Source organism: Paraburkholderia sp. BL6669N2 (genome assembly GCF_003387275.1).
In the GTDB taxonomy this organism is placed as follows: Bacteria; Pseudomonadota; Gammaproteobacteria; order Burkholderiales; family Burkholderiaceae; genus Paraburkholderia.
On record NZ_QUNA01000001.1, the window covers coordinates 4764057 to 4787433 of the forward strand.

The 23377-nt window shown below is 63.7% G+C and carries 16 protein-coding genes and 1 tRNA gene; 8 read left to right on the forward strand and 9 right to left on the reverse strand.

Features of this window, described 5'->3' with window-relative positions; genetic code table 11:
• Positions 1-86: 86 nt before the first annotated feature.
• Positions 87-161 (reverse strand) — tRNA-Arg (locus B0G80_RS21575).
• 507 nt (positions 162-668) lie between these two features.
• Positions 669-860, reverse strand: a complete 192-nt coding sequence (locus tag B0G80_RS21580; protein ID WP_007175738.1) for a rubredoxin — start codon at positions 858-860, stop codon at positions 669-671.
• A 352-nt stretch (positions 861-1212) separates the two neighbouring features.
• On the opposite strand from B0G80_RS21580, the gene B0G80_RS21585 reads away from it, so the two are divergent.
• The 5 genes from B0G80_RS21585 to B0G80_RS21605 all read left to right on the forward strand — a co-directional run bounded on the left by B0G80_RS21585 (position 1213) and on the right by B0G80_RS21605 (position 9178).
• Positions 1213-1614 (forward strand): DUF4399 domain-containing protein, encoded by a 402-nt coding sequence (locus B0G80_RS21585; RefSeq protein WP_116119346.1) that lies wholly within the window; start codon positions 1213-1215, stop codon positions 1612-1614.
• Positions 1615-1794: 180 nt separating this feature from the next.
• Positions 1795-3723, forward strand: coding sequence for an ATP-binding cassette domain-containing protein (locus B0G80_RS21590; RefSeq protein WP_116119347.1), 1929 nt, complete (start codon positions 1795-1797; stop codon positions 3721-3723).
• A gap of 354 nt (positions 3724-4077) precedes the next feature.
• Positions 4078-6063, forward strand: coding sequence for a DNA topoisomerase IV subunit B (locus B0G80_RS21595; protein WP_116119348.1), 1986 nt, complete (start codon positions 4078-4080; stop codon positions 6061-6063).
• Positions 6064-6143: 80 nt separating this feature from the next.
• A complete protein-coding gene (parC, locus tag B0G80_RS21600) occupies positions 6144-8468 on the forward strand; it encodes a DNA topoisomerase IV subunit A (protein ID WP_116119349.1) in 2325 nt (774 codons plus the stop codon).
• Positions 8469-8719: 251 nt separating this feature from the next.
• Positions 8720-9178: a CopD family protein gene (locus B0G80_RS21605; protein WP_012432243.1), complete on the forward strand. Its 459-nt coding sequence runs from the start codon at positions 8720-8722 to the stop codon at positions 9176-9178.
• Between the two features lie 5 nt (positions 9179-9183).
• On the opposite strand, the gene B0G80_RS21610 is transcribed toward B0G80_RS21605, so the two are convergent.
• The 6 genes from B0G80_RS21610 to B0G80_RS21635 form a co-directional block, all read right to left on the reverse strand.
• Positions 9184-10392 carry a chromate transporter gene (locus tag B0G80_RS21610; protein ID WP_116119350.1) on the reverse strand — a complete coding sequence of 403 codons (1209 nt, stop codon included), beginning with the start codon at positions 10390-10392 and terminating at the stop codon, positions 9184-9186.
• A gap of 167 nt (positions 10393-10559) precedes the next feature.
• Positions 10560-12914, reverse strand: coding sequence for an EAL domain-containing protein (locus B0G80_RS21615; RefSeq protein WP_116119351.1), 2355 nt, complete (start codon positions 12912-12914; stop codon positions 10560-10562).
• Between the two features lie 493 nt (positions 12915-13407).
• Positions 13408-14298, reverse strand: coding sequence for a PhzF family phenazine biosynthesis protein (locus B0G80_RS21620; protein WP_116119352.1), 891 nt, complete (start codon positions 14296-14298; stop codon positions 13408-13410).
• Positions 14299-14478: 180 nt separating this feature from the next.
• Positions 14479-14943, reverse strand: a complete 465-nt coding sequence (locus B0G80_RS21625; RefSeq protein ID WP_012432248.1) for a RidA family protein — start codon at positions 14941-14943, stop codon at positions 14479-14481.
• A gap of 98 nt (positions 14944-15041) precedes the next feature.
• Complete coding sequence (locus B0G80_RS21630; RefSeq protein WP_116119353.1) at positions 15042-16238, reverse strand: PLP-dependent aminotransferase family protein; 1197 nt, start codon at positions 16236-16238, stop codon at positions 15042-15044.
• Between the two features lie 72 nt (positions 16239-16310).
• The gene (locus B0G80_RS21635) at positions 16311-17012 is read right to left on the reverse strand and encodes a VOC family protein (protein ID WP_116119354.1); all 702 of its coding nucleotides are present in this window, start codon (positions 17010-17012) and stop codon (positions 16311-16313) included.
• Positions 17013-17277: 265 nt separating this feature from the next.
• Between B0G80_RS21635 and B0G80_RS21640 the strand changes: the two genes are divergently transcribed.
• Together B0G80_RS21640 and htpG are read left to right on the forward strand one after the other, a co-directional pair.
• On the forward strand, positions 17278-18735 hold the full coding sequence (locus B0G80_RS21640; protein ID WP_106280189.1) for a PLP-dependent aminotransferase family protein: 1458 nt from the start codon (positions 17278-17280) through the stop codon (positions 18733-18735).
• Positions 18736-18929: 194 nt separating this feature from the next.
• The gene (gene htpG / locus B0G80_RS21645) at positions 18930-20828 is read left to right on the forward strand and encodes a molecular chaperone HtpG (RefSeq protein WP_116119355.1); all 1899 of its coding nucleotides are present in this window, start codon (positions 18930-18932) and stop codon (positions 20826-20828) included.
• A gap of 175 nt (positions 20829-21003) precedes the next feature.
• Here htpG and B0G80_RS21650 read toward each other — a convergent pair whose 3' ends face one another.
• Positions 21004-21285, reverse strand: a complete 282-nt coding sequence (locus B0G80_RS21650) for a hypothetical protein (RefSeq protein WP_116119356.1) — start codon at positions 21283-21285, stop codon at positions 21004-21006.
• Between the two features lie 259 nt (positions 21286-21544).
• Between B0G80_RS21650 and B0G80_RS21655 the strand changes: the two genes are divergently transcribed.
• Positions 21545-23377, forward strand: a complete 1833-nt coding sequence (locus tag B0G80_RS21655; protein ID WP_116119357.1) for a tetratricopeptide repeat protein — start codon at positions 21545-21547, stop codon at positions 23375-23377.

The following is a 23377-nucleotide window of genomic DNA, read 5'->3' on the forward strand; positions in this document are numbered from 1 at the left end:
CAAGCGATATGGTTCGGGTGCATTACGCCAAATTTACGCCAAATTCAGTGGTAACACCCGTCCGGTTGGCCTTTCTGGCGACTATCTGGTCCCCCTGACAGGAATCGAACCTGTATCTAGCGCTTAGGAGGCACTTGTTCTATCCATTGAACTACAGGGAGATGGATATTGGCAATGGAGGACCGAGCCCTTGATGCTATTGGCTGCGGCCTCATCCCGCGGGCGTTTTCGGCTTTTATGCTTCTTCCTAAATGAAGCGCCGCGACCGCCCGCGAAGCCAGTTTACAGCAGTCTTTGCTACCGTTTCGCTACTGCGTGACCCTGTAGCCACGAAACGAGGCTTGTCACTGCAACAGTTCGGAACGAGGTAAAACATGGCTTCAGTCCTGCCAATCGGCAGTTGTTGGCGTGCTCAAGTACGCCAGCGAGGGCAGAGTATAACAAAATGCGATTAAATCTAGAGACGCCGCAATAGCCCGGACGCGGCGAGCGAGGTCGAGACCGGTGCTCACGGAACAGGGCGGCCACTTCTTCAGATCTAGCCGCGGAAAACTGGTCCCACAAAGCAAACGGCCCAGCAGTCAACGCCTGCTGGGCCGCACGAACCTCCAACGCATGCAACGAACCAAAACAGTGAAGCACTGTGCCGGCAATCCGACAAATCCGGCTCAGAACTCCACCACGGCGAACTCAGCCTTGCCCACGTCGCACAGCGGGCATCGCCAGTCTTCGGGAATCGCGGCGAAGCGCGTGCCCGGTGCGATGCCTTCCTCGGGCAGGCCTTCTTCCTCGTTGTAGATCCAGCCGCAAATCAGACAGACCCAGCTCTTATATTCAGTCACTTCAATTACTTCGCTCACGACGCACTCTTCTCTAGTTCAATGCAAAACCCGCTCAGTCTGCCCCTTTTTTGGGCACGGCGGCGACCCGCAATATTACCGGAATTCGTCAATCCGGCAGAAAACTCCCGATGCGGCAACGCCACAGAGCGCCCGCGTCAAGGCCGTACCCGCTTGACGAACTCGGTCATACACAGCGTGTATGCTCTGATCCGCAGCTGATCTTTTGGACCGGCGCGCCGGCGCGCCCGGCATGAACTGCGACGATCGGCCTCAGGCTCCTCAGGCTCCTCAGGCCACTCAGGCCACTGAGGCGCCGTCGTCGCCGGCATAGCCCGCGCGTGACTCTCGTTTCCCAAAAAGGAGAAAAACGATGTTCAAGAACAAATGGTTGGTCGGTGCGGCATTGGCCGGATTGCTCGCGGTATCCGGCGCGGCGCAGGCCGCCGGCGTGTCGTTCGTGCAGCCGGCGGACGGCGCGACCGTCAGCAATCCCGTCCACGTGGTGTTCGGTGTCGACGGCATGAAGGTCGCGCCGGCCGGCACGATGACGGAAGGCACGGGCCATCATCATCTGCTGGTGGACGGCAAGCCGCTGCCCAAGGGCGAGGTCATTCCCGCGAACGACAAGTCGCTGCACTTCGGCAAGGGCCAGACCGAAACCGATCTGACGCTGCCGCCGGGCGACCACACGCTGACGCTGCAGTTCGGCGACGGCGCGCATCGATCGTACGGTCCGGAAATGAGCAAGACCATCACGGTGCATGTGAAGTAACCGGCCGCACGAGACAGCCGGGCGCGTGCCGACGTGCTCCGGCTTCTCGACCATGCGCAGCGGGCTTGTTCGCGGCCCGCAAGCCGGCCATTCGATCTATCTCTTCCGGCATACGGGCACCCGCCCGCGCGCCCGGTACAATGGGCAGTTCCGACCCATCGCTGTCTTCTCCAATTCTCCATGTCGCTTTACACCATTACCGGAGCCCAACTGGCGTTCGGTCACGTCGCGTTGCTCGATCACGCGGATTTCTCTCTCGAAGCGGGCGAACGCGTCGGCCTGATCGGCCGCAACGGCGCGGGCAAGTCGTCGCTGCTGAAGATCGTCGCCGACCTGAGCAAACCTGACGACGGCCTCGTCACGCGTCAGCAGGGCCTGACTTCGGTCTATGTGCCGCAGGAGCCAGAGTTCGACACGGACGACACGGTGTTCGACGCGGTCGCCGCCGGCCTCACGCACGCCCGCGCGCTGCTGGACGAATACGACGCGGTCGCCAACCAGCTCGCCGACGAGCCGGAAGGCGCGGAGCACGACGCGCTCATGTCGCGCATGAACACGCTGCAATCGTCGCTTGACCATTCGGACGCCTGGAACTGGAGCACACGCGTGGCGACCACGCTGCAACAGATCGGCCTGAACGGCGAGGCAAGGGTGGGCTCGCTGTCGGGCGGCATGCAAAAGCGCGTGGCGCTGGCGCGCGCGCTGGTCGTACAGCCTGACGTGCTGCTGCTCGACGAGCCGACCAATCACCTCGATTTCGACGGCATCCGCTGGCTCGAGGACCTGCTGGTCTCGCTGCGCGCGGGCCTGCTCTTCATTACCCACGATCGCGCGTTTCTCGATCGCGTCGCCACGCGCATCGTCGAACTGGATCGCGGGCGTCTGCTCTCGTATCCGGGCAATTTCTCGGCATACCAAACGCGCAAGGCGCAACAGCTCGAAATCGAGCAAGTGGAAGCCGCCAAGTTCGACAAGCTGCTCGCGCAGGAAGAAGTGTGGATCCGCAAGGGCGTCGAGGCGCGCCGCACGCGCAGCGTCGGCCGGATCGCGCGGCTCGTGGAGATGCGCAACGAGCGCGCGGAACGCCGCAACGTGCTGGGCAACGTCAAGCTAGACGTCGGTCAGGGCGAAAAGTCCGGCAAGATCGTCGCCGAATTGACCGACGTGACCAAGCGCTACGGTGCGCGCACGGTGGTCGACAGCTTTACGGCCACGGTCATGCGCGGCGACAAGATCGGCTTTGTCGGTCCGAACGGCGCGGGCAAGACCACGCTGCTCAAGATGATCCTCGGCGAATTGGCGCCGGACGAAGGCACGGTGCGCATCGGCACGAATCTGCAGGTCGCGTATTTCGACCAGATGCGCGCGCAGCTCGATCTGGAAAAAAGCCTCGCCGACACAATCAGCCCGGGCAGCGAGTGGGTCGAAGTGAACGGCCAGAAGAAGCACGTCATGAGTTATCTCGGCGACTTCCTGTTCGCACCCGAACGCGCGCGTTCGCCGGTCAAATCGCTGTCGGGCGGCGAGCGTAACCGCCTGCTGCTCGCGCGTCTGTTCGCGCGTCCGGCCAACGTGCTGGTGCTCGACGAACCGACCAACGACCTCGACATTCCCACGCTGGAACTGCTCGAAGAGCTGCTCACGGAATACGACGGCACGGTGCTGCTGGTCAGCCACGACCGCGCGTTCCTCGACAACGTCGCGACCTCGGTGATCGCGTCGGAAGGCGGCGGAAAGTGGCGCGAGTACGTCGGCGGCTTCACCGATTGGCAGATCCAGCGAGACCGTTCGCAGCAAATGGCGCTGGACGCACAGAAAGAAGCGGGCAAAGACACGGCCGCGGCCAAAGACAGTTCCGCGGGCCGCAACGCGCCGCAACGCGCCGTGAAGCTGTCGTTCAAGGAGCAGCGCGAACTGGATGCGCTGCCGGAAAAAATCGCCGCGCTCGAAGCCGAGCAGAAAACGATAGGCGCACAACTCGAAGACGGCTCCGTGTTCGCCAAAGATGCGCAGGAAGGCACGCGTTTGACAGAGCGCTATGCGGCGATCGACGAAGAACTGCTGGTCGCGCTCGAACGCTGGGACGAGCTGGAAAAGCGGCGCAAATGAGGTGCGGGGGCGGCGCGGGATTGGACCGCGCCACCGCCGTCCCTTATCCAGACGGCCAATCCCGTGCAGTGTGAATTGCCGCGCGGATCGAAATCAGTAAAATACCCCGCGAACAGGCTTCCCCGGCGTTCGCACCAGCGTCGACGTTGCCCACCCTGCTATATGCGGGACAGGCTTCGAGCCGCCGTCGAGCGCGCCAACGGGAAGCCATGCGACAAAACAGTTTGCCCGCACGGCGGGCACCCCACCTAACCCCGTTGTTTCGTTTCGCTTTTTTTGAAAACTCAACGCATTGTCCACAGCTTTCTGAACAGGACCTGTGGACAACGATGAACCGACGCATCCGAGTCAACCATGTCTACGAAAAAGCCAAACGCCGCGTATAGCGAAGCGTCGATCAAGGTGTTGAAGGGCCTGGAGCCGGTCAAGCAACGGCCCGGGATGTACACCCGCACCGAGAATCCGCTGCACATCATTCAGGAAGTCATCGACAACGCATCGGACGAGGCCCTCGGCGGCCACGGCCGGCTAATCACCGTGACGCTGCACGCAGACCATTCGGTCTCCGTCGAAGACGACGGCCGCGGCATTCCGTTCGGTCTGCATCCCGAAGAAGGCGTGCCGGTCGTGGAAATCGTGTTCACGCGCCTGCACGCGGGCGGCAAGTTCGATAAAGCCGCCGGCGGCGCGTACACGTTCTCGGGCGGCTTGCACGGTGTCGGCGTGTCCGTCACCAACGCGCTGTCCACGCGCCTCGACGTCACCGTGTGGCGCGATGGCAAGATCGCCGAATTGAGTTTCGCCAACGGCGACGTCGCCAAGGAACTCGAAGTGCGGCCCGCCACGAAGGGCGACAAGAAGTCCGGCACACGCGTCACCGCGTGGGCCAATCCCAAGTACTTCGATTCGCCGAACCTGCCGCTCGGCGAACTGCAACGTCTGCTGCGCTCCAAGGCGGTGCTGCTGCCGGGCGTTGAAGTCACGCTGATCAACGAGAAAACCGGCGAGCAGCAAACCTGGAAATACGAAGACGGTCTGCGCGGCTATCTGCTCGAAGGCATGAACGGCAGCGATCTGCTGATTCCGCTGTTCGAGGGCGAGCGTTACGCCGAAAACTCCCGCGCGAGCGAAGAGACGTTCGCCGAAGGCGAGGGCGCCGCATGGGTCGTCGCGTGGAGCGAGGAAGGCACGCTCATGCGCGAGTCGTACGTGAACCTGATTCCCACGCCCGCGGGCGGCACGCACGAATCCGGCTTGCGCGACGGTCTGTATCAGGCGGTGAAGAGCTTCGTCGAACTGCATAACCTGCAGCCGAAGGGCGTCAAGCTGCTCGCTGAAGACGTGTTCGCGCGCGTGTCGTTCGTGCTGTCGGCGAAAGTACTCGATCCGCAATTCCAAGGGCAGATCAAGGAACGCCTGAATAGCCGCGACGCGGTCAAGCTGGTGTCGTCGTTCGCGCGGCCGGCGCTGGAATTGTGGCTGAATCAGCACGTCGAGCTCGGCAAGAAACTCGCCGACCTCGTCATCAAGCAGGCGCAGGCGCGCACGCGTGCCGGGCAGAAGGTCGAGAAACGCAAGAGCTCGGGCGTCGCGGTGTTGCCGGGCAAGCTGACCGATTGCGAATCGACGGAAATCGGCCGCAACGAACTGTTCCTCGTCGAGGGCGACTCGGCGGGCGGCTCCGCGAAAATGGGCCGCGACAAGGAATATCAGGCCATTCTGCCGTTGCGCGGCAAGGTGCTGAACACGTGGGAAACCGAACGCGACCGGCTGTTCGCCAATAATGAGGTGCACGACATCTCGGTGGCGATCGGCGTCGATCCGCACAGCCCGGACGACAAGGTCGATCTCTCGAACCTGCGCTACGGCAAGATCTGCATTCTGTCGGACGCGGACGTCGACGGCTCGCACATTCAGGTTCTGCTGCTCACGCTGTTCTTCAAGCATTTCCCGCAACTAATCGAACGCGGACATGTGTGTGTGGCGCGCCCGCCGCTGTTCCGGGTCGACGCGCCCGCGCGCGGCAAGAAGCCGGCGCAGAAGCTGTACGCGCTCGACGAAGGTGAACTCGAAGCGATTCTCGACAAGCTCCGCAAGGACGGCGTGCGCGACACGCAGTGGTCGATCAGCCGCTTCAAGGGCCTCGGCGAAATGAGCGCGGAACAGTTGTGGGACACCACGATGAACCCCGACACGCGGCGCTTGAGCCCGGTGGCGCTCGGCGCACTCGACTACGACGCCACGGTCGCGCGCATGACGATGCTGATGGGCAAGGGCGAAGCGGCATCGCGCCGCAGCTGGCTGGAAGAAAAGGGCAACGAAGTGGAAGCGGATATCTGAGCGAGCGCTTTAGCGGGCAATTTTGCCCGCGCTCAGACTTCGCCTGACAACTTCACGCCAAACACGGATACGGAATCTAGATGGACGACGATAACACTCTCGACCTTTTCACCGAGCCGCCGCCCCCGGAAGGCGACTTTCTCACGCTCGGCAATTACGCGGAACGCGCGTACCTCGACTATGCGGTGAGCGTGGTCAAGGGCCGCGCGCTGCCGGATGTGTGCGACGGCCAGAAGCCGGTGCAGCGCCGCATCCTGTTCGCGATGAACGACATGGGGCTGTCCGACAACGCGAAGCCGGTCAAGTCGGCGCGCGTGGTCGGCGACGTGCTCGGTAAGTATCACCCGCACGGCGACCAGTCCGCGTACGACGCGCTGGTGCGTCTCGCGCAAGACTTCTCGATGCGCTATCCACTGATCGACGGCCAAGGCAATTTCGGTTCGCGCGACGGCGATGGCGCGGCGGCGATGCGTTACACGGAAGCGCGCCTCACGCCGATCGCGAAACTGCTGCTCGATGAGATCAACCAGGGCACGGTCGATTTCATGCCTAATTACGACGGCTCTTCCGAGGAGCCGCGGCTGTTGCCCGCGCGCTTGCCATTCGTCTTGCTGAACGGCGCATCGGGTATCGCGGTCGGGTTGGCCACGGAAATTCCGTCGCACAATCTGCGCGAAGTCGCGGCTGCGACGGTCGCGATGATCCGCAATCCGAAGATCGAACACGCGGAATTGATGCAGCACATCGCCGGGCCGGATTTCCCGGGCGGCGCGCAAATCATTTCGAGCGACGCCGAGATTTCCGCCGCATACGAAAGCGGGCGCGGCAGCCTGAAGGTACGCGCACGCTGGAAGATCGAGGAACTCGCGCGCGGCCAGTGGCAACTGGTGATCACCGAACTGCCGCCGAACACGGCCGCGCAGAAAGTGCTCGAAGAAATCGAAGAGCAGACCAACCCGAAGATCAAGCTCGGCAAGAAAGCGCTCACGCCGGAACAACTGCAAACCAAGCAGACCATGCTGGCGCTGCTCGATGCCGTGCGCGACGAATCGGGCCGCGACGCGCCAGTGCGTCTCGTGTTCGAGCCGAAGTCGAGCCGTATCGATCAAACCGATTTCGTCAACACGCTGCTTGCGCATACGAGCCTCGAATCGAATGCGTCGCTCAATATGGTCATGGTCGGCGGCGACGGCCGACCGCGTCAGAAGGGCTTGAGCGAAATCCTGCACGAGTGGATCGCGTTCCGCTTCACCACGGTGACGCGCCGCACGCGGCATCGTTTGAGCAAGGTCGACGACCGGATTCATATTCTCGAAGGCCGGATGATCGTCTTCTTGAATATCGACGAAGTCATCCGCATCATTCGCGAATCCGATGAACCGAAGGTCGCGTTGATGGCCGCGTTCGGCTTGTCCGATCGTCAAGCCGAAGACATTCTTGAAATCCGGCTGCGTCAGTTGGCGCGGCTCGAGAAGATCAAGATCGAGAAGGAACTCGCCGAGCTGAAGGACGAGAAGGCCAAGCTGGAAGAACTGCTCGGCAGCGAATCGGCGATGAAGCGTCTGCTCATCAAGGAAATCGAAGGCGACGCCAAGCAGTACGGCGACGAGCGCCGCACGCTGATCCAGCAGGAAAAACGCGCGACGTTCGAAGCGCGCGTGGTCGACGAGCCGGTGACGGTCGTGGTGTCGCAGAAGGGTTGGGTGCGCGCGTTGAAGGGTCACGGACTCGACGTCGCGGGCTTCACGTTCAAGGCCGGCGACGGGCTCTATGCGGCGTTCCAGTGCCGCACGCCGGACACGCTGGTCGCGTGGGGCAGCAACGGCCGTGTCTATTCGGTCGCGGTGGCGACGCTGCCGGGCGGCCGCGGCGACGGTGTGCCGGTCACGTCGCTGATCGAGCTGGAGTCGGGCAGCCATCTGATGCATTACTACGCGGCGTCCGCGGATCAGGCGTTGCTGCTGGCGTCGAGCAACGGCTTCGGCTTCGTCGCGAAGGTCGGCGACATGGTGAGCCGCGTGAAGGCCGGCAAGTCGTTCATGACGATCGACGCCGGCGCCGTGCCGCTCGCGCCAATGCCGATGCTGCCGGACGCGACGCACATTGCGTGTCTTTCGTCGGGCGGACGTTTGCTGGTGTTCGGCCTCGACGAGATGAAGACTCTCTCGGGCGGCGGCCGCGGCGTCACGCTGATGGCGCTCGACGACAAGGAAACGCTCGTACAGGCGCTCTCTATCAACAACGCGGGCGTCGTGTTGATCGGCACGCGCCGTGGCGGCCGTGTCGATGAAGAGAAGGTGAGTGGCGCCGCGCTCGCGCCGCATATCGGCAAACGGGCGCGCAAGGGCCGCGCGCCTGAGAGCAAGATGAAGCTCGAAGGTATGCGTCCGGTGCTGGCCGCTTAACGAAGTTTGACGTTGGAACGTGGCAAGCGTCTGCTAGCATGCGAGACGCTTGTCGTGCGGAGTGAGAGTACAAAACCGGGGAGCAGCATGGCCATCAAGGTGGACATGCTGCGATAACAACTACAAAAACGGCGCGAAAGCCACGGGCGTCATGGAACTGCGTGCATTGCACGTGGTCGAATGCGCTCAATAGCCGCTTGCTCATAGCACTCGTTATAAGCGGCGTGGCGTCGTCGGGAGAGGAAAACAACATGAACAAGGCTATCGAACTCGCGCTCTTTCTCCATTTGCTCGCGGTTGCCGTGTGGGTCGGTGGGATGGTGTTCGCGCATTTCTGTCTGCGCCCGGCCATTGCCGATCTCTCGCCGCAACTACGCTTGCCGTTGTGGGAATCGGTGTTCGGCCGTTTCTTCAATTGGGTCGCGGCCTCGGTGCTGGTGATTCTCCTGACCGGCGGCTTCCTGCTCATGCAATTCGGCGGCGGCCATGCCACCTGGCCGCTGCATGCCATGGCCGGCCTCGGCATCGTCATGATGCTGATCTTCGGGCATATCCGCTTTGCCGTCTTCCCGCGTATCCGCCGTGCGGTGCAGGCGCAAAAATGGCCGGATGGCGCACGCGCCGTCGGCACGATCCGCCGTCTGGTGCTGATCAATATCGTGCTCGGCGTGGTGACGATTGGCGTCGCGGTGCTGTCGCGCGGTTTTTGAGGCGCCTAGATCAGCGAGCCATACGCGAGCCACAGCCCGCACACCACTGCTACCGTCCCGTACACCAGGTACACCGGCACCTTCAGCTTGGCGAAGCACATGGCGGAGAACAGCGCGGTCAATAGATAAATCGGTTTGAACGGCACATGCGCGGCAATGCGTAGCACGGCCACCGCGAGAAACGCGGTGGTGACGGCGCGCAGGATCCGCATGCCGTGCTCGAAGCGCGGATTGGCCTTCAACTGATGCAGATGCCGCTGCGCCAGCACGACGAGGCACCCTGACGGCACGAACAGCGCGAGCGTGGCAATCAGCGCACCCACCCAGCCATCCACCAGATAGCCGAAGAACGGCACCACGTTCAACAGCGGTCCGGGCGAGAGCGGCGACAGCGAAAACGCCAGCGTGAAGTCGTTATCGGAGACGCCGATCGCCGGCGTGACGAACAGCGTCTTGAGCACCGGTAGCGCCGAGAAGCCGCCGCCGAACAACGTCATGCCGGCGCCCGCCAGCCGCGGCCACAATAGCGCCAGCTCATAGCGATGCGGCAACGGCATCGCGAACAACGCGAGGAAGATGGACAGAGCGCTCAGCATCTGCCAGTCGCCGCGCGCGAACGACACGACGACGCGCGCATTGCGCACCGGGCTCACGAACCAGCCGGTGCCGAAGGCCGCCCCGAGCATGACGACATAAGCGGCCGGACTGCGCGCATAGAACAGCGCGATGCATCCCAGCACCGCCGCGCCCCATTCGAGCTTGCCGCGCACCAGCGCACGCGTCTGTTTGTACCAGGTGATCGCGATCAGCGTGGCCAGCACGACGCTGAAGTGAGCGAGCAAGGTTTGCGAGGCGGCGGCGCGCACGAACGGCGTGCGGTAGAAGATCGCGAACAGCGTCATCAGCATGAAGAAGGGCAGGACGCTGGCAACGCCCGCAACCCAGGCGCCGGCGCGTCCGCGCAGCGCATGCCCGAGTTGCACGGCGACGTTGCAGCCCACCGGGCCGGGCACCATCCAGGCGAGCGCGATCAGATCGGAGAAGGCGATACGTGAGAGGCGTCCTTCGCGTTCGACATAATGGTTTTCAAGTTGCGCCATGAGCGCGAGGCCGCCCCATGACAACGCGGACAGGCCGAACACGACCCGGAACAGCGTCCATAGCGGTTCCCGTTCACCTCGTCTGGCGGCATCGTGGCTCGTGATCGTCTGCATGGCGCCAAGAGCGCCCGGTACGCGGGCGCTAGTCCTTTGAGATCATCGTTTAGTGGTCCGACGCGGCCGGCGGGCGGCATCGCGCTGTGATGCAGTACAGCGAGAATGTAGCCGGTTTTGCGGCGCTGCGGGTGACGACCCGCGACGACCCGTAACGGGCGCCGCGCTCAGGTGTTGGTGCTGGATACGCTGCTGGTGCTGTCGGCTTCGTGCGCGATGCGGCGGCCCGTCATGCCGCACACGCCGAAGCGGTCCAGCAGCGCCGCAATCGCGTCCACCGGCACGGGGCGCGAGAATAGGAAGCCCTGTGCCTCGATATGACCGAGCGCGGCGAGCCACGCAATCTGCTCTTCGGTCTCCGTGCCTTCGACCACCACGGTGAGGCCGAGCGAACGCGCCAGATTGACGATCGCGGTGACCATCACGCAGACGCTGCGGTCGCCCGGAATTGCCTGGATGAACGAACGGTCCACCTTCAGCGTGTCCACCGAGAAGCGGTTCAGATAGGACAGCGACGAATAGCCGGTGCCGAAATCGTCGAGCGCGATGCGCACGCCGAGGCGCTTCAACGCGAAGATTTTCTCGGAGACCAGTTCGGGATACTCCATCATCGCCGTTTCGGTGATTTCGAGTTCGAGGCGGCGTGCGGAGATGCCGCTCTCCTCGATGGCGTGCGAGATCGTTTCGTACAGGTCGCCGCGCCAGAATTGCACCGCCGAAATGTTCACCGCGAGCGACAGCGTGTCGTAGCCCTGTTGCTGCCACAGCGCGAGTTGCCGGCAGGCGGTCTCGATCACGAAGTCGCCGATCGGCACGATCAGGCCGGTCGATTCCGCAACCGGAATGAACTCGTTGGCCGGAATCAAACCGTGTTGCGGATGATTCCAGCGCACCAATGCCTCGAAGCCGGTAATGCAGCGGCGCGTCAGATCGATCTTCGGCTGATAGGCGAGAAACAGTTGCCCTTCGGCGAGCGCCACGCGCAACTGCTGTTCCCACTTCATCAAATGATCCGCGCGGTGCGACAGTTGCGGCGAATAGAACTGATAGCAGTTTTTCCCCGCGTCTTTCGCGCTGTACATGGCGAGGTCGGCTTTTTTCAGCAGGTCGATCTCGCTTTCGTTGGCGACCGAGTAGAGCGCGATGCCGATGCTCGCATGCAGCACGAACGAACTGCCGCGCACGTCGAACGGCTTGGCGAACGCTTCGGCCGCGGCTTCGGCAAGCGCGACGGCGCGCTTCTCGACGTCGTCGCCCTTGATCACGACGACGAACTCGTCGCCGCCGATGCGGCTCAGCGCGCCGCCTTCGCCAACCGCGGCGGCGAGCCGCGAGGCCGTCATTTGCAGCACGATGTCGCCGGCGTTGTGACCGAGCGTGTCGTTGACGGTCTTGAAGTTGTCGAGGTCGATAAAGAGAATTGCGAGGCGGCCGAGGTTGGTCTGCTGCGCCACGTCGTGACGCAGTGTCTGCAACGTCGCGTAGCGATTACGCAGACCGGTGAGCAGATCGTATTCGACCAGATGCGTCATCTCGCGCTCGCGGCCGAGCAGCTTGCCGATCAGGCCGGTTGCCACGGCGAAGAAACTCAGCATGGCGAAGGAGATGAAGGCCGCCATCATCAGATAGACGTTGCGCGTGTGGTTGTAGTCGGCGAATTCCTCGGCTTGCGAGAGACCCACCAGCACGCCGAGCGGATAACCGTCGATATGCCGGTACGACACGATGCGCGTGACGTTGTCGATCGAATCGACGTAGGTGCCCGACACATGTTCCGAGTTCGGATACGAGCCGCTCGCCGAGAACACGCCGTTGGCGGTTTCGGTGCTGCCGGTGCGCCGCGCGAGCACGGTGCCGTTGTCCGAGATCACCGCGATCACGCCTTCACGGCCGATCGCCGCGTTGTTGTAGAAGTCGGTGGTGAAGTAGCTGGGATCTTCCGAGACCACCACGACGCCCGCGAACGAGCCGTCCGGATGATTCAGACGACGCGTCATCTGCAGGGTCCAGTGGCCGGACACGCGGCCGAGCACGGGCTTGCTGATAAACAACTGGTCGTCGTTCTCGTGTTCGTGGACCTTGAAGTGTTCGCGGTCGGACAGGTCGATGCGCTTGGGGTTGAGTTCCGCCGTGTTGGCGATCAGCGTGCCGTGTTCGTCGATCAAGGACACCTGCACCAGCGTCTCGCTTTGCACGACGCCTTTTTCCACCGTGCTCGCCAGATCGAAATGATTCGGCGTTTTCTCGAACTCGAATTTGACGAAGCGGGTGATCTGATCGACCTGGTGAATCGCCTTGACCGTGTGCTGCTCCAGCGCCGCGGAGAGTATTGCAGCAGAGGCCATGGCCTCGCGATACGTGGCTTCTTTCTCGACCGACAGGCGCGCGAAGATCACGGTCCAAAGCAGGATCAGGACCAATACGCCTAGCGCGGGAATGGCGAGCAACGCACGCCGGCGCGACACTGCGGGGTCGCGGCGGGCTTTGGCATCGCGCTGGTCGGAGAAGCGGGATTGGCTCATCGGGCGGCCCGTGCCTGGGTGCCGGCCGGTTGCAAACGAGCGAGCGTCGACTGCGCTGAATTCATGGGTGGCTGCATGGTGACCAAGGTGCCGGAACTGCTGCGCAGAAGAAGTAAGCGTGGCGCCGTGCCTGACCATCCGCAGGTCATCGGGTACGTCTTGATATTACTTAATGCCACTGGATTAAGGAAGAGGCCGGGCATCGGGTATACGAGGGCGCGGCCAGATGCCCGTTGCGACGAATTTGGCATCCTGTGCAACCGCTCTCGAGGCCGCCGCATCGCGGTCATAGTCGGATATTTCATCGGGATTCGGCGGCGAGGCGCGCCAGCATTCAGGTGTGCCAGGCCTTTAACAGGCCTCCCCCGATGCGAGACGCATTTAATAGTGCAAACGATGCGGCGATTTGTGGTCAAGCGTGGCCAGGCAGGGCGAACCCTATGCCGCCTCCTGTAGCGTGCCCGGCGTACAAGCGAGGCAAGGGGCGTGCCGGTCAGGGCAGGCGAAACGTGCCGTCGACAATCGTCACCGACGAGCCGCCAATCCATGTCTTGCCGCGCGCGTCGTCGTAGCGCACCGAGACCTGGCCGGCCCGGCCCAGGGCGGTGCCTTGACGGGCTGAATAGTGCGTGCCCGGGCGCAACCGCTGGGCGCTCAGCAGGCCTGCAAGCGCGGCATTGGCGCTGCCTGTCACCGGGTCTTCGCCCACGCCGAAACCGCCACCGGCCATCAGGCAGCGCACCTCGAAGGTCGCCGGCCCGTTGGCCTCGTGCGGACCGTACACAGCGAGGCCGTGCGTACCCACCGAATGCGCAATGTCGGCGAGCGCGCTGGCATCGGGTGCTAACGCGAGGCATTCACGCGCCGAACTGACGCGCACCACGAGCCACGGCGCACCATTGTCGACCGCGCAGGGTGGCGCGCTGAAATCGATTGCATCGCTACGTAAAGCCGTAGACAGTGCCGCGTAGCGATCCTCGGCAAGCGGCGTGACGCGCGCAGGCGGCGCGGCGAAGGCCCACGCGCCGTCCGAGCCCGGCAGCGCCTCGAGTTCGACGAGTCCCACGCCGCATTGCTGCACGAGCTTGCCGGCCTGCTTCGGCTGATAACCGCTTTCGAGCAATGCGTGCGCGGTGCCGAGCGTCGGATGACCCGCGAACGGCATTTCGCCGAGCTTACTGAAGATGCGCACACGATAGTCGGCGGCCGGGTCGGTCGGTTTTACCAGGAACGTCGTTTCGGACAGATTGGTCCAGTGAGCGATGGCCTGCATCTGAGTCGTATCGAGTGCGTCGGCATCGAACACGACGGCAAGCGGATTGCCTTTGAACGGCACCGACGTGAACACGTCGACTTGTTTGAAACGGACAGTGTGGGCGGGCATCGGGCGCAGTCCAGCGAATCAAACGAATGGATAGGATTGGCGGATTCTATCCGTTGACGACGTAACGATCCACCTCTCACAAATGCAAAACGCGCCGCGGGTGGCTGACACCTCGCGACGCGTTGCCGTCTCGCTGCGCCGGACGGCCGGCGGCTCCGACTGCGTTACTGCGTTACCGCATTACTCGACTTCGGCGATCATCTCGATCTCGACGCACGCGCCGAGCGGAATCTGCGCGACGCCGAATGCCGAGCGCGCATGCTTGCCGCGTTCGCCGAACACGTCCGCGACCAGTTCGGACGCACCGTTGGTGACCAGATGCTGTTCGGTGAATTCGAGCGTCGAGTTGACGAGACTCATCAGCTTGACGATGCGCGTGACGCGGTTCAGATCGCCGACATGCGCGTGCAGCGTGGCGAGCAGGTCGATGGCGATCGAGCGAGCGGCGGCCTTGCCTTCCTCGGTGGTGAGCGTGGCACCGAGCTTGCCGGTCCACACCTTGCCGTCCTTCTTGGCGATATGTCCGGAGAGATACACCGTGTTGCCGCTTTGCGCGCTCATCACATACGCGGCAGCCGGCGCGCCGGCGGTCGGAAGTTCGATGCCCAGTTCCTTGAGCTTGTCGTACACATTCGTTTGAGCCATGGTGTGTCCTTGGTCAGTAGTGGAATTCCGTGGATGCGGGCCGGGCGAAAATCATGCAAACGGCGCGCATGAAAAACGCCCTCAGCGCGCGGCGGCGTTCAGATCTTCGCGCGGATCAGCGCGCCGAGACGCGACACGCCTTCGTCGATCTTTGCCGGCGGCACCGTCACGAACGACAGGCGCAGCGTGTTGTGTTGCGGTTCGTTCGCGAAGAACGGACCGCCCGGCACGAACGCGACGTTCTGCGCGACCGCTTCTTCCAGCAGCTTCATGCTGTCGATCCGCGCGGGCAGATTCACCCACACGAACATGCCGCCTTCCGGGCGATTCCAGCTCACGCCTTCCGGCATGTAGCGTTCGAGCGAAGCCAGCATCGCCGCGCATTGATCACGATACAGTTCGCGGATGGTCGGCACGTGCGTGTCGAGGAAGCCGTCCTTGATCACTTCGTACACGATGCGCTGCGTGAAGCTCGGCGTGTGCAGGTCGGTCGCTTGCTTGGCTTGCACGAGTTTGAAAATCAACTCTTCGGGCGCGATGATGTAGCCGACCCGCAGGCCCGGCGCCAGCACCTTCGAGAAGGAACCGAGATGGACGACGTGGCCCGGCGCCATCGACAGCATGGTGGGCAGCGGTTCGCCGGCGTAGTCGAGCGCGCCGTACGGGTCGTCTTCGATCACCGGGAACGGCGCGGTCTTCGCGAACTCGGCGAGCGCGCGGCGGCGTTCGACCGGCAGACGACGGCCCGTGGGATTCTGGAAATTGGGTTGCGCGTACAGCAGGCGCGCGCCGGCGGTTAGCTCGGGCGTGAGGCCTTCGGGAACGAGGCCATGTTCGTCGGTCGGCACTTGCACGTAACGCGGCTCGTACATCGAGAACGATTGCAGCGCGCCGAGGTAGGTCGGCGTTTCGACCAGCACCGGGCTGCCCGGGCACACCAGCACCTTGCCGAGCAGGTCGAGCGCCTGCTGCGAGCCGGTCGTGATCAGCACCTGAGTCGGACGGATCTGCGCGCCGTTCACCGAATAGCGCTTCGCGATCCATTCGCGCAGCGGCAGGAAACCTTCGGTCGCGCTGTATTGCAGCGCCGCGGCGGGTTCGTCGCGCAGAATGCGGTCGGACGCGGCGCGCATGCGTTCGGCCGGAAAGGTAGCCGGCGAGGGCAGGCCGCCCGCGAACGAAATGACTTCGGGCCGCTCCGTGACCTTCAGAATCTCGCGAATCGCCGAGCTCGTGAGCTTGCGTGCGCGTTCGGACAACTGCCACGTGGGGGCTTTCAAGTCGCTTTGGTCCATGGTCTCCTCTGCTGGTACTGGAACCGGTCAAAACTTCGATTATCGCGCGAGTCGGCGACCCGCGCGCGCTGCTTATTTAAGGGTCCGTAGACCGTCGGGCGTTTCAAATTCGGCGATGAGCGCCGGCGCGCCTTCCGTGGGCTGCAGCGCGATCAGATGCGTCGCGCCGAGCCAGCGCAGTTGCGCCGCCACCGTGTCGGCTTGCGGATGCAGGCCTTTCAAGGCTTGCAGCGAAATCCCGGTTTCCGGCAAGGACGTCGACGGATGCTTCGTCGTGTCCCACTGAATCAGCGAGGGCAGCACGCCGTCGCCGATGCCTTGCCACGCGGGAAACGCGCCGTCGTCCGGCACCGTGAGGCCCCACGTGAAATCGCCGCGCGTCAGCGGCACGACGGGGGGAATGCGCTGCGGATACTGCGCTTGCCACGTCGGCAGGTGTTTCGGCCGCTCGACCCGGGCAACCCAATGCGATAGATACGGCCCGTTTTCGAGCCGCGCGTGTGTTGCCGGGTCGTCGAGCGCGAACAGACGGGGGCGCGGCGCACTGCCGTCGGCCGGCGCATTGTCCAAGGCTGCAGCTTGCGGATCGATCGCGATCACTTCCAGATACACGCCGCCCCACAGGTTCAGCAGGCGGTTATGCGTGCGCATCAGCGGATGCGCGCCGCCGCCGGACGGGGCGACGCCGAGCGTATCGGCGACGTACTGCGTGCCTTCGTCGAGGGTGCGGGCGGAAATGACGAGGTGATCGAGGCGGAGCGGATGAGCAGTCATGACGGAGCGGGGAAACGGTTTTCTGCGGTAAACCGGGGCGGGCCGGGTGTCGCGGCAACGCTGCCGGGGCCGTTAGCATAACCGTTTGCCGGATCGGCGGGCCATGCGGATGGTGTTTGGCAGGGTTTTGCCGGAGAGCGTAGGCGGCGTCGTAAAACCCGCTGTGCCGCCATCCCATCCTTCACTTGTCTCAAATGTAGCGACGCCGACCGGCACAGTAACGGTACAATCAATTCGATACTGTTCGGTACAGTTGGAGCCCGTCATGTCCGTCCCGCTTGCCCAGATTCCCACCCCGCACGACACTGCGTCGCTCACGCTGGTCGAGCAACTCGTCCAGTGGGCGCGCCGCCGCATCGAGGAGCGCGTGTTCCGCCCCGGCATGCGCATGCCGTCGATCCGCAAGCTGGCGCTCGACAAGGGCGTGTCGCGCTTCACCGTGGTCGAGGCGTACGAACGGCTCGTGGCGCAGGGTTTTCTGGAGTCGCGGCGCGGCTCCGGGTTTTACGTGCGCGAGCGGCTGGGCGGCGCGGCCAGCGCTACCGCCGAGATTCATCCGCACGCCGCGGCGCCGGCGCCGGCCACGATCGACGTGGTCTGGCTGCTGCGCAACATGCTGCACACCGGCGCGCGGCCCGAGCGCAGTCCTGGGCTGGGTTATCTGCCGGCGCGCTGGCTCGACGGCGACCTGATCACCAACGCGCTGCGCACGCTCGGCCGGCAGAGCGGCGCGCAGATGCTCGGCATCGGCACGCCGCAGGGTTTTCTGCCGCTGCGCCAGCAGTTGCAGACGCGGCTCGAGGAACTGGAGATCGGCGCGTCGCCGGATCAGATCGTGATGGTGTCCGGCATCACGCAGGCCATCGACCTGATCTCGCGCATTTACGTCAGGCCGGGCGATGCGGTGATCGTCGGCGATCCGGCGTGGTTTCAGATGTTCGGGCGTTTCGCGTCGCAGGGCGCGCGATTGGTGGGCATGCCATACACGCCGGACGGCCCGGATCTCGACGCGCTCGAGTCGCTGGTGCAAACCTGGCGGCCGAAAATGCTGGTGATCAATTCGGTGTTGCAGAACCCGACCGGCACGTCGCTCACGGCGGCCCAGGCGTTCCGCATTCTGCGCCTTGCCGAAGCGTACGATTTCATCGTTGTCGAGGATGATATTTACGGCGATCTGTGTCCACCGAGCTATCCGGGCACGCGCCTCGCGAGTCTTGACCAGTTGAAACGCGTGATCTATCTCGGCAGCTTCTCGAAGACGCTCGCGCCGAATCTGCGTGTCGGTTTCATTGCCTGCGCGCCAGAAGTGGCGACCGCGGTCAGCGACCAGAAAATGCTGGTCGGCATGACGAGCCCGGAACTGAACGAGCGTGTGCTGTACAAGATTTTGACCGAAGGCCACTACCGGCGGCATGTCGAACGGCTGCGCGTGCGGCTGGACGGCGTGCGCGAAAAGTCCGTGCGGATGCTGGAGAAGACCGGCCTGAAGCTGTTCCTCACGCCCATGGCCGGGATGTTTTTGTGGGCCGACACGGGCGTCGACGCCGACGCGCTGGCGGCCGCGGGTCACGAAGCCGGCTTTCTGCTGACGCCCGGCAGCCTGTTTTCCCCGCAACAGTCGTCGACCACGTGGATGCGCTTCAATATTTCCAACTGCGGCGATCCGGAACTGGCCACTTTTTTGTGCCGTTATCTCGACAGCGTGGCGCGCCGCGCCTCTTGAAACCGCGCCGGCTTGCCCCCAATTAGGCGGACAATCCGGCGGGCCGCGCATCCAGCGGCCGAGGCATCGGCCCGGTGCCGGCCCAGCGGCCTGCAGACGGCAGGCCGACGGCAGGCCGAGGTCGCCGGCGAACCGCAACGCACGGCGCCGCGCCCGACTTGAACCCCCATTCGCAACAGAGAGGAAGTCCGACCATGGCACAAGAAACCATGAGCTTTCAGGCAGAAGTGAAACAGCTTCTGCACCTGATGATCCATTCGCTGTACAGCAACAAGGAAATTTTCCTGCGCGAGCTGATTTCGAACGCCTCCGACGCGGCCGACAAGCTGCGCTTCGAAGCAATCGAAAACAGCGCGCTGTACGAAAACGATCCGAACCTGCGGATTCGCGTGTCGTACGACAAGGCCGCGCGCACCATCACGCTCGACGACAACGGCATCGGCATGAGCCGCGACGAAGCGATCGCCAACCTCGGCACGATCGCCCGCTCGGGGACCAAGGAATTCTTCGGCAAGCTCTCCGGCGACCAGCAGAAAGATGCGGCGCTGATCGGCCAGTTCGGCGTGGGCTTCTATTCGGGCTTCATCGTCGCGGATAAGATCACGGTCGAAACGCGCCGCGCCGGTTTGCCGGCCTCGGAAGGCGTGCGCTGGGAAAGCGCGGGCGAAGGCGATTTCGCGGTCGAGCAGATCGAGCGTGCTGCGCGCGGAACGACCATCACGCTGCATCTGCGTGCGGATGAAGACGACCTGCTGTCGTCGCATCGTCTGAAATCGATCATCCAGAAGTACTCCGACCACGTTGCATTGCCGATTCTGATGCAGAAGGAAGAGTGGGACGCGGAAAAGAGCGAGATGGTCACGAAGGACGAGGACGAGACCGTCAATCAGGCCAGCGCGCTGTGGACGCGCTCGAAGAACGAGATCACCGACGAGCAGTACAAGCAGTTCTATCAGCACCTCTCGCACGACCATCAGGATCCGCTCACGTGGACGCATAACCGCGTGGAAGGCCGCAGCGAGTACACGCAATTGCTGTACGTGCCGACCCACGCGCCGTTCGACATGTTCAATCGCGATTATCGCGGCGGCCTGAAGCTGTACGTGAAGCGCGTGTTCATCATGGACGACGCCGAGCAACTGCTGCCCGCGTATCTGCGCTTCGTAAAGGGCGTGGTCGATTCGGCGGATCTGCCGCTGAACGTGTCGCGCGAAATCCTGCAGGAAAGCCGCGACGTGAAGGCGATCCGCGAAGGCGTAACCAAGCGTTCGCTGTCCATGCTCGAAGAGCTGGCCAATTCGGATAACGAGGCCGACAAGGAAAAGTACGCCGGCTTCTGGAAGGAATTCGGCCAGGTGCTGAAGGAAGGCATCGGCGAAGACTTTGCCAACCGCGAGCGGATCGCGAAACTCGTGCGCTTTGCGTCGACGCATACAGAGATGCCGGAGCAGACCGTGTCGCTGGCCGACTACGTGGCGCGCATGAAGCCCGAGCAGACCAAGATTTACTATGTGACCGCCGACACCTGGCAGGCCGCCACCCACAGCCCGCACCTCGAAGTGTTCCGCAAGAAGGGCGTGGAAGTGCTGCTGCTGACCGATCGTGTGGACGAGTGGATCCTGTCGTTCCTGAACGAATTCGAAGGCAAGCCGCTGCAAAGCGTGGCGCGCGGCGATCTCGATCTGGGCGCGTTGAACGACGAAGAAAAGCAGGCGCAGGAAAAGGTCGGCGAAGAGTTCAAGCCGCTCGTCGAGAAGATGAAGGAAGCGCTGAAGGACAAGGCCAAGGACGTGCGTCTCACGTTCCGCCTGACCGATTCACCGTCCTGCCTCGTTGCCGACGACGGCGAAATGAGCGGCTATCTGCAGCGCATGCTCAAGGCCGCGGGTCAGACGGCGCCGTCGTTCCATCCGATTCTCGAAGTGAATCCGGAGCACGCGCTGGTGAAGGGCCTGCACGCGGACAGCGCGAACTTCGACGACTGGTGCCATCTGCTGTTCGATCAGGCATTGCTCGCCGAAGGTGGCGCGCTGGACGATCCGGCGAGTTTTGTGAAGCGCACCAATGCGCTGCTGCTGGCGCGCGCGAATTGAGCGTGGGTCGAGTTTGATGCCGCGGTGTCGCACTGACGCTCGAGGTTGAAAAATGCGCTGCTTCGGCAGCGCATTTTTTTTGCCCACGGCGTGTGATGGGACGTGACCCCGCGTGACTTGGCGGGACTTGGCGAAGCTCGCTTTGCTCCGCCTCGGCCCGCTTCAGCGCGAGCGCTCAACGCGCGGGCGCTGGCCCCTCCAGATGACGTACTTGCGAGAGCACGCTACCGGCCAATTCCTTGGCCTCGTGACATGAAGTGTGATCGGCCAGTACTTTCGCAGCAAGACTGCCGATAGCCCTGCTGGTCTGTTTCGACGTGTGATGTTGGGCCAGAGCTGAGCCCGCCAGTTCTTTCTCCAGTTGCGCGACGCCCGCGCGCCGTAAAACGACCGCAGCGAGATGAGCAATGCTGTCGGATGTTTCCTTCGATTTTCCAGTATTCAAAGCTTGCTCCATGTTGTAGTTGATCGATCGGATCGACTAACGGCGGCTACTCATAGTCGACTTGAATTAATTATGGTTAACTAACTAAACACAATCAACGGAATTAAATCGAGATTGGTTTATGAGATGTAAAAGCGCGGTTTTGTCTTATGCTCGCGCGATTTTCATTCGGAGACTTGAAGGGTTATTTCCAGTCTTTAAGCATTGAAAGCACCAAGTCCTATTTTTTTGATTACGCCTTCGCATGCCAACCACAACACACTGAAATCCCATGTCCGATTCCGCTCTGGCAGTCCCTCTCGATTCCGTTCATCTCCTGTGGTCCATCCTGCGCGAGCAAGGTTTCGACGCCGCCGCGCGGCACGCAGTCGAAATGGCCGTGGCAGGCGCGACGGCGCAGTTGCACGCCGACCTGTGCGCGAGCGCCGGGCGTTTCGAAGAGGCGTATCACAGCGCGTCGCAGGCGCAGGCGTGCGCTAACGGAGCGCGCCATGGGCGGGTCGCGTTGTTCGCCGACGCGCTCGGCTATGCCGCCGTCGCGCAGCGAAACAGCGAGCGGGCGGTGGCCGCGCAGCCGGTCGAGACGACGATCGACTGGGTCGCCTGGCTGATGTCCACGTGCGGCGCGCACTCGGCGGCCGCGCGAATCTTGCGTGCCTATGAGCGTCGCGCGCCGCAGGACGCGCGCGCGCCGTGGTGGTTGTCGATCGCGTTGGCGGCGCTGCCGGAGACGAGCGCGCGGGACGAGCGTCGTGCGGCGTTGTCGCGGGCGTATGCGCTCGACCCCGCGATCGATCCGGCGTTGCCGTTGCAACTCGTGCTGGCGTTGCGCGAGATTCGCGATTGGCCGATGGTCGAGCGTATCTGCCGCGAATGTCTTGCGCGCAATCCCGCCGATGCGGAGATGGCGTGGCAGCTCAGTCACGCGCAATGGCAGTGCAACGACGCTGCGGCAGCGGAGACCACCATGCGCGCCGTGGACGCCGTCTCGCCCGGCAACGCGGACGTGCTGGCGGCCATCGGCATGTATCTGAACGAGCAGGCGCGCTACGAGGACAGCGAGGCGGCGCTGCGCGCGGCGCTCGCAATCGATCCGTCAGCGGTGCAGGCGGCGGTCGATCTGGCGGACCTGGAACTGCGGCGCGGCGATTGGTCGAGCGCGTGGCCGCGTTTCGAGGCGCGTCTTGCGCGCGAAGATCGCGAGCAGAACAATGTCGTCAGCGTCATGACGCGCTTGTGCCCGCGCTGGCATGGCGAAGCGCTCGCCGGCAAGACCCTGGTCGTGCACAGCGAGCAGGGCAACGGCGACGACATCCAGATGGTGCGCTTCGTTCCGCAACTGGCGGCACGCGTGCGTGACGAAGGCGGACGGCTGGTGCTGGCCGTGCGTCGCGCGCTGCAACCGCTGTTCGCGCGTTGCTACGCGAATTGCGTGTCGATCGAAGAAGGCCCGCTCGGCGCACCGGATTACGCATTGCCGCTCATGAGCCTGCCGCTCGTGCTCGGTCTCGAACCGGAGCAGGTTCGCGGCGCGCCCTACCTGCAGGCCGATAGAACGAAGGCGGCGGCCTGGCGCGAACGGATCAGCGCGCACGCACCCGATGCGGCGTGGCACGTCGGTCTCGTCTGGTCGGGCAGCCCGACGCATCGGCGCGACGCCATGCGGTCGATTCCGCTTGCGGCGCTGACGCCGCTGCTGGCGCTTCCGGATGTCGTCTTCCATCCGCTCACGCCCGGACGTCACGCCGATGTGACGGCGCTCGCCGCGCAGGGATATCGCCTGTGCGATCTGACCGGCGATTACATAGACGGCTTCGACGACGTGGCGGCGCATCTCACCGCGCTGGACGCGTTGGTGACGATCGACAGCGCGCCGTTGCATCTCGGCGGCGCACTAGGGCATCGCGTGCTGGCGATGCTCGATCACGTCTCGCATTGGTCGTGGGGCAACGACGAGGCGCAGCCCTGGTATGACTCGGTCGAGCTGTTCCGGCAGCCGCGGCCTGCGCAATGGGCGCCGGTGGTCGAGCGGGCCGCCGCGCGTCTGAAGACGATGATGGCGGCGAACCGGACGGCCCGAGCGGCGCAATCCACGCCAGCTTGA

Bases quoted from the DNA above. Each gene is read 5' to 3' on its own strand.
- B0G80_RS21625 (WP_012432248.1), bottom strand. From the start codon at position 14,943: ATGGCTCAAACGAATGTGTACGACAAGCTCAAGGAACTGGGCATCGAA.
- B0G80_RS21655 (WP_116119357.1), top strand. From the start codon at position 21,545: ATGTCCGATTCCGCTCTGGCAGTCCCTCTCGATTCCGTTCATCTCCTG.
- parC (WP_116119349.1), top strand. From the start codon at position 6,144: ATGGACGACGATAACACTCTCGACCTTTTCACCGAGCCGCCGCCCCCG.
- B0G80_RS21595 (WP_116119348.1), top strand. From the start codon at position 4,078: ATGTCTACGAAAAAGCCAAACGCCGCGTATAGCGAAGCGTCGATCAAG.
- B0G80_RS21585 (WP_116119346.1), top strand. From the start codon at position 1,213: ATGTTCAAGAACAAATGGTTGGTCGGTGCGGCATTGGCCGGATTGCTC.
- B0G80_RS21605 (WP_012432243.1), top strand. From the start codon at position 8,720: ATGAACAAGGCTATCGAACTCGCGCTCTTTCTCCATTTGCTCGCGGTT.
- B0G80_RS21590 (WP_116119347.1), top strand. From the start codon at position 1,795: ATGTCGCTTTACACCATTACCGGAGCCCAACTGGCGTTCGGTCACGTC.
- B0G80_RS21610 (WP_116119350.1), bottom strand. From the start codon at position 10,392: ATGCAGACGATCACGAGCCACGATGCCGCCAGACGAGGTGAACGGGAA.
- B0G80_RS21635 (WP_116119354.1), bottom strand. From the start codon at position 17,012: ATGACTGCTCATCCGCTCCGCCTCGATCACCTCGTCATTTCCGCCCGC.
- B0G80_RS21650 (WP_116119356.1), bottom strand. From the start codon at position 21,285: ATGGAGCAAGCTTTGAATACTGGAAAATCGAAGGAAACATCCGACAGC.
- B0G80_RS21615 (WP_116119351.1), bottom strand. From the start codon at position 12,914: ATGAGCCAATCCCGCTTCTCCGACCAGCGCGATGCCAAAGCCCGCCGC.
- B0G80_RS21620 (WP_116119352.1), bottom strand. From the start codon at position 14,298: ATGCCCGCCCACACTGTCCGTTTCAAACAAGTCGACGTGTTCACGTCG.
- htpG (WP_116119355.1), top strand. From the start codon at position 18,930: ATGGCACAAGAAACCATGAGCTTTCAGGCAGAAGTGAAACAGCTTCTG.
- B0G80_RS21630 (WP_116119353.1), bottom strand. From the start codon at position 16,238: ATGGACCAAAGCGACTTGAAAGCCCCCACGTGGCAGTTGTCCGAACGC.
- B0G80_RS21640 (WP_106280189.1), top strand. From the start codon at position 17,278: ATGTCCGTCCCGCTTGCCCAGATTCCCACCCCGCACGACACTGCGTCG.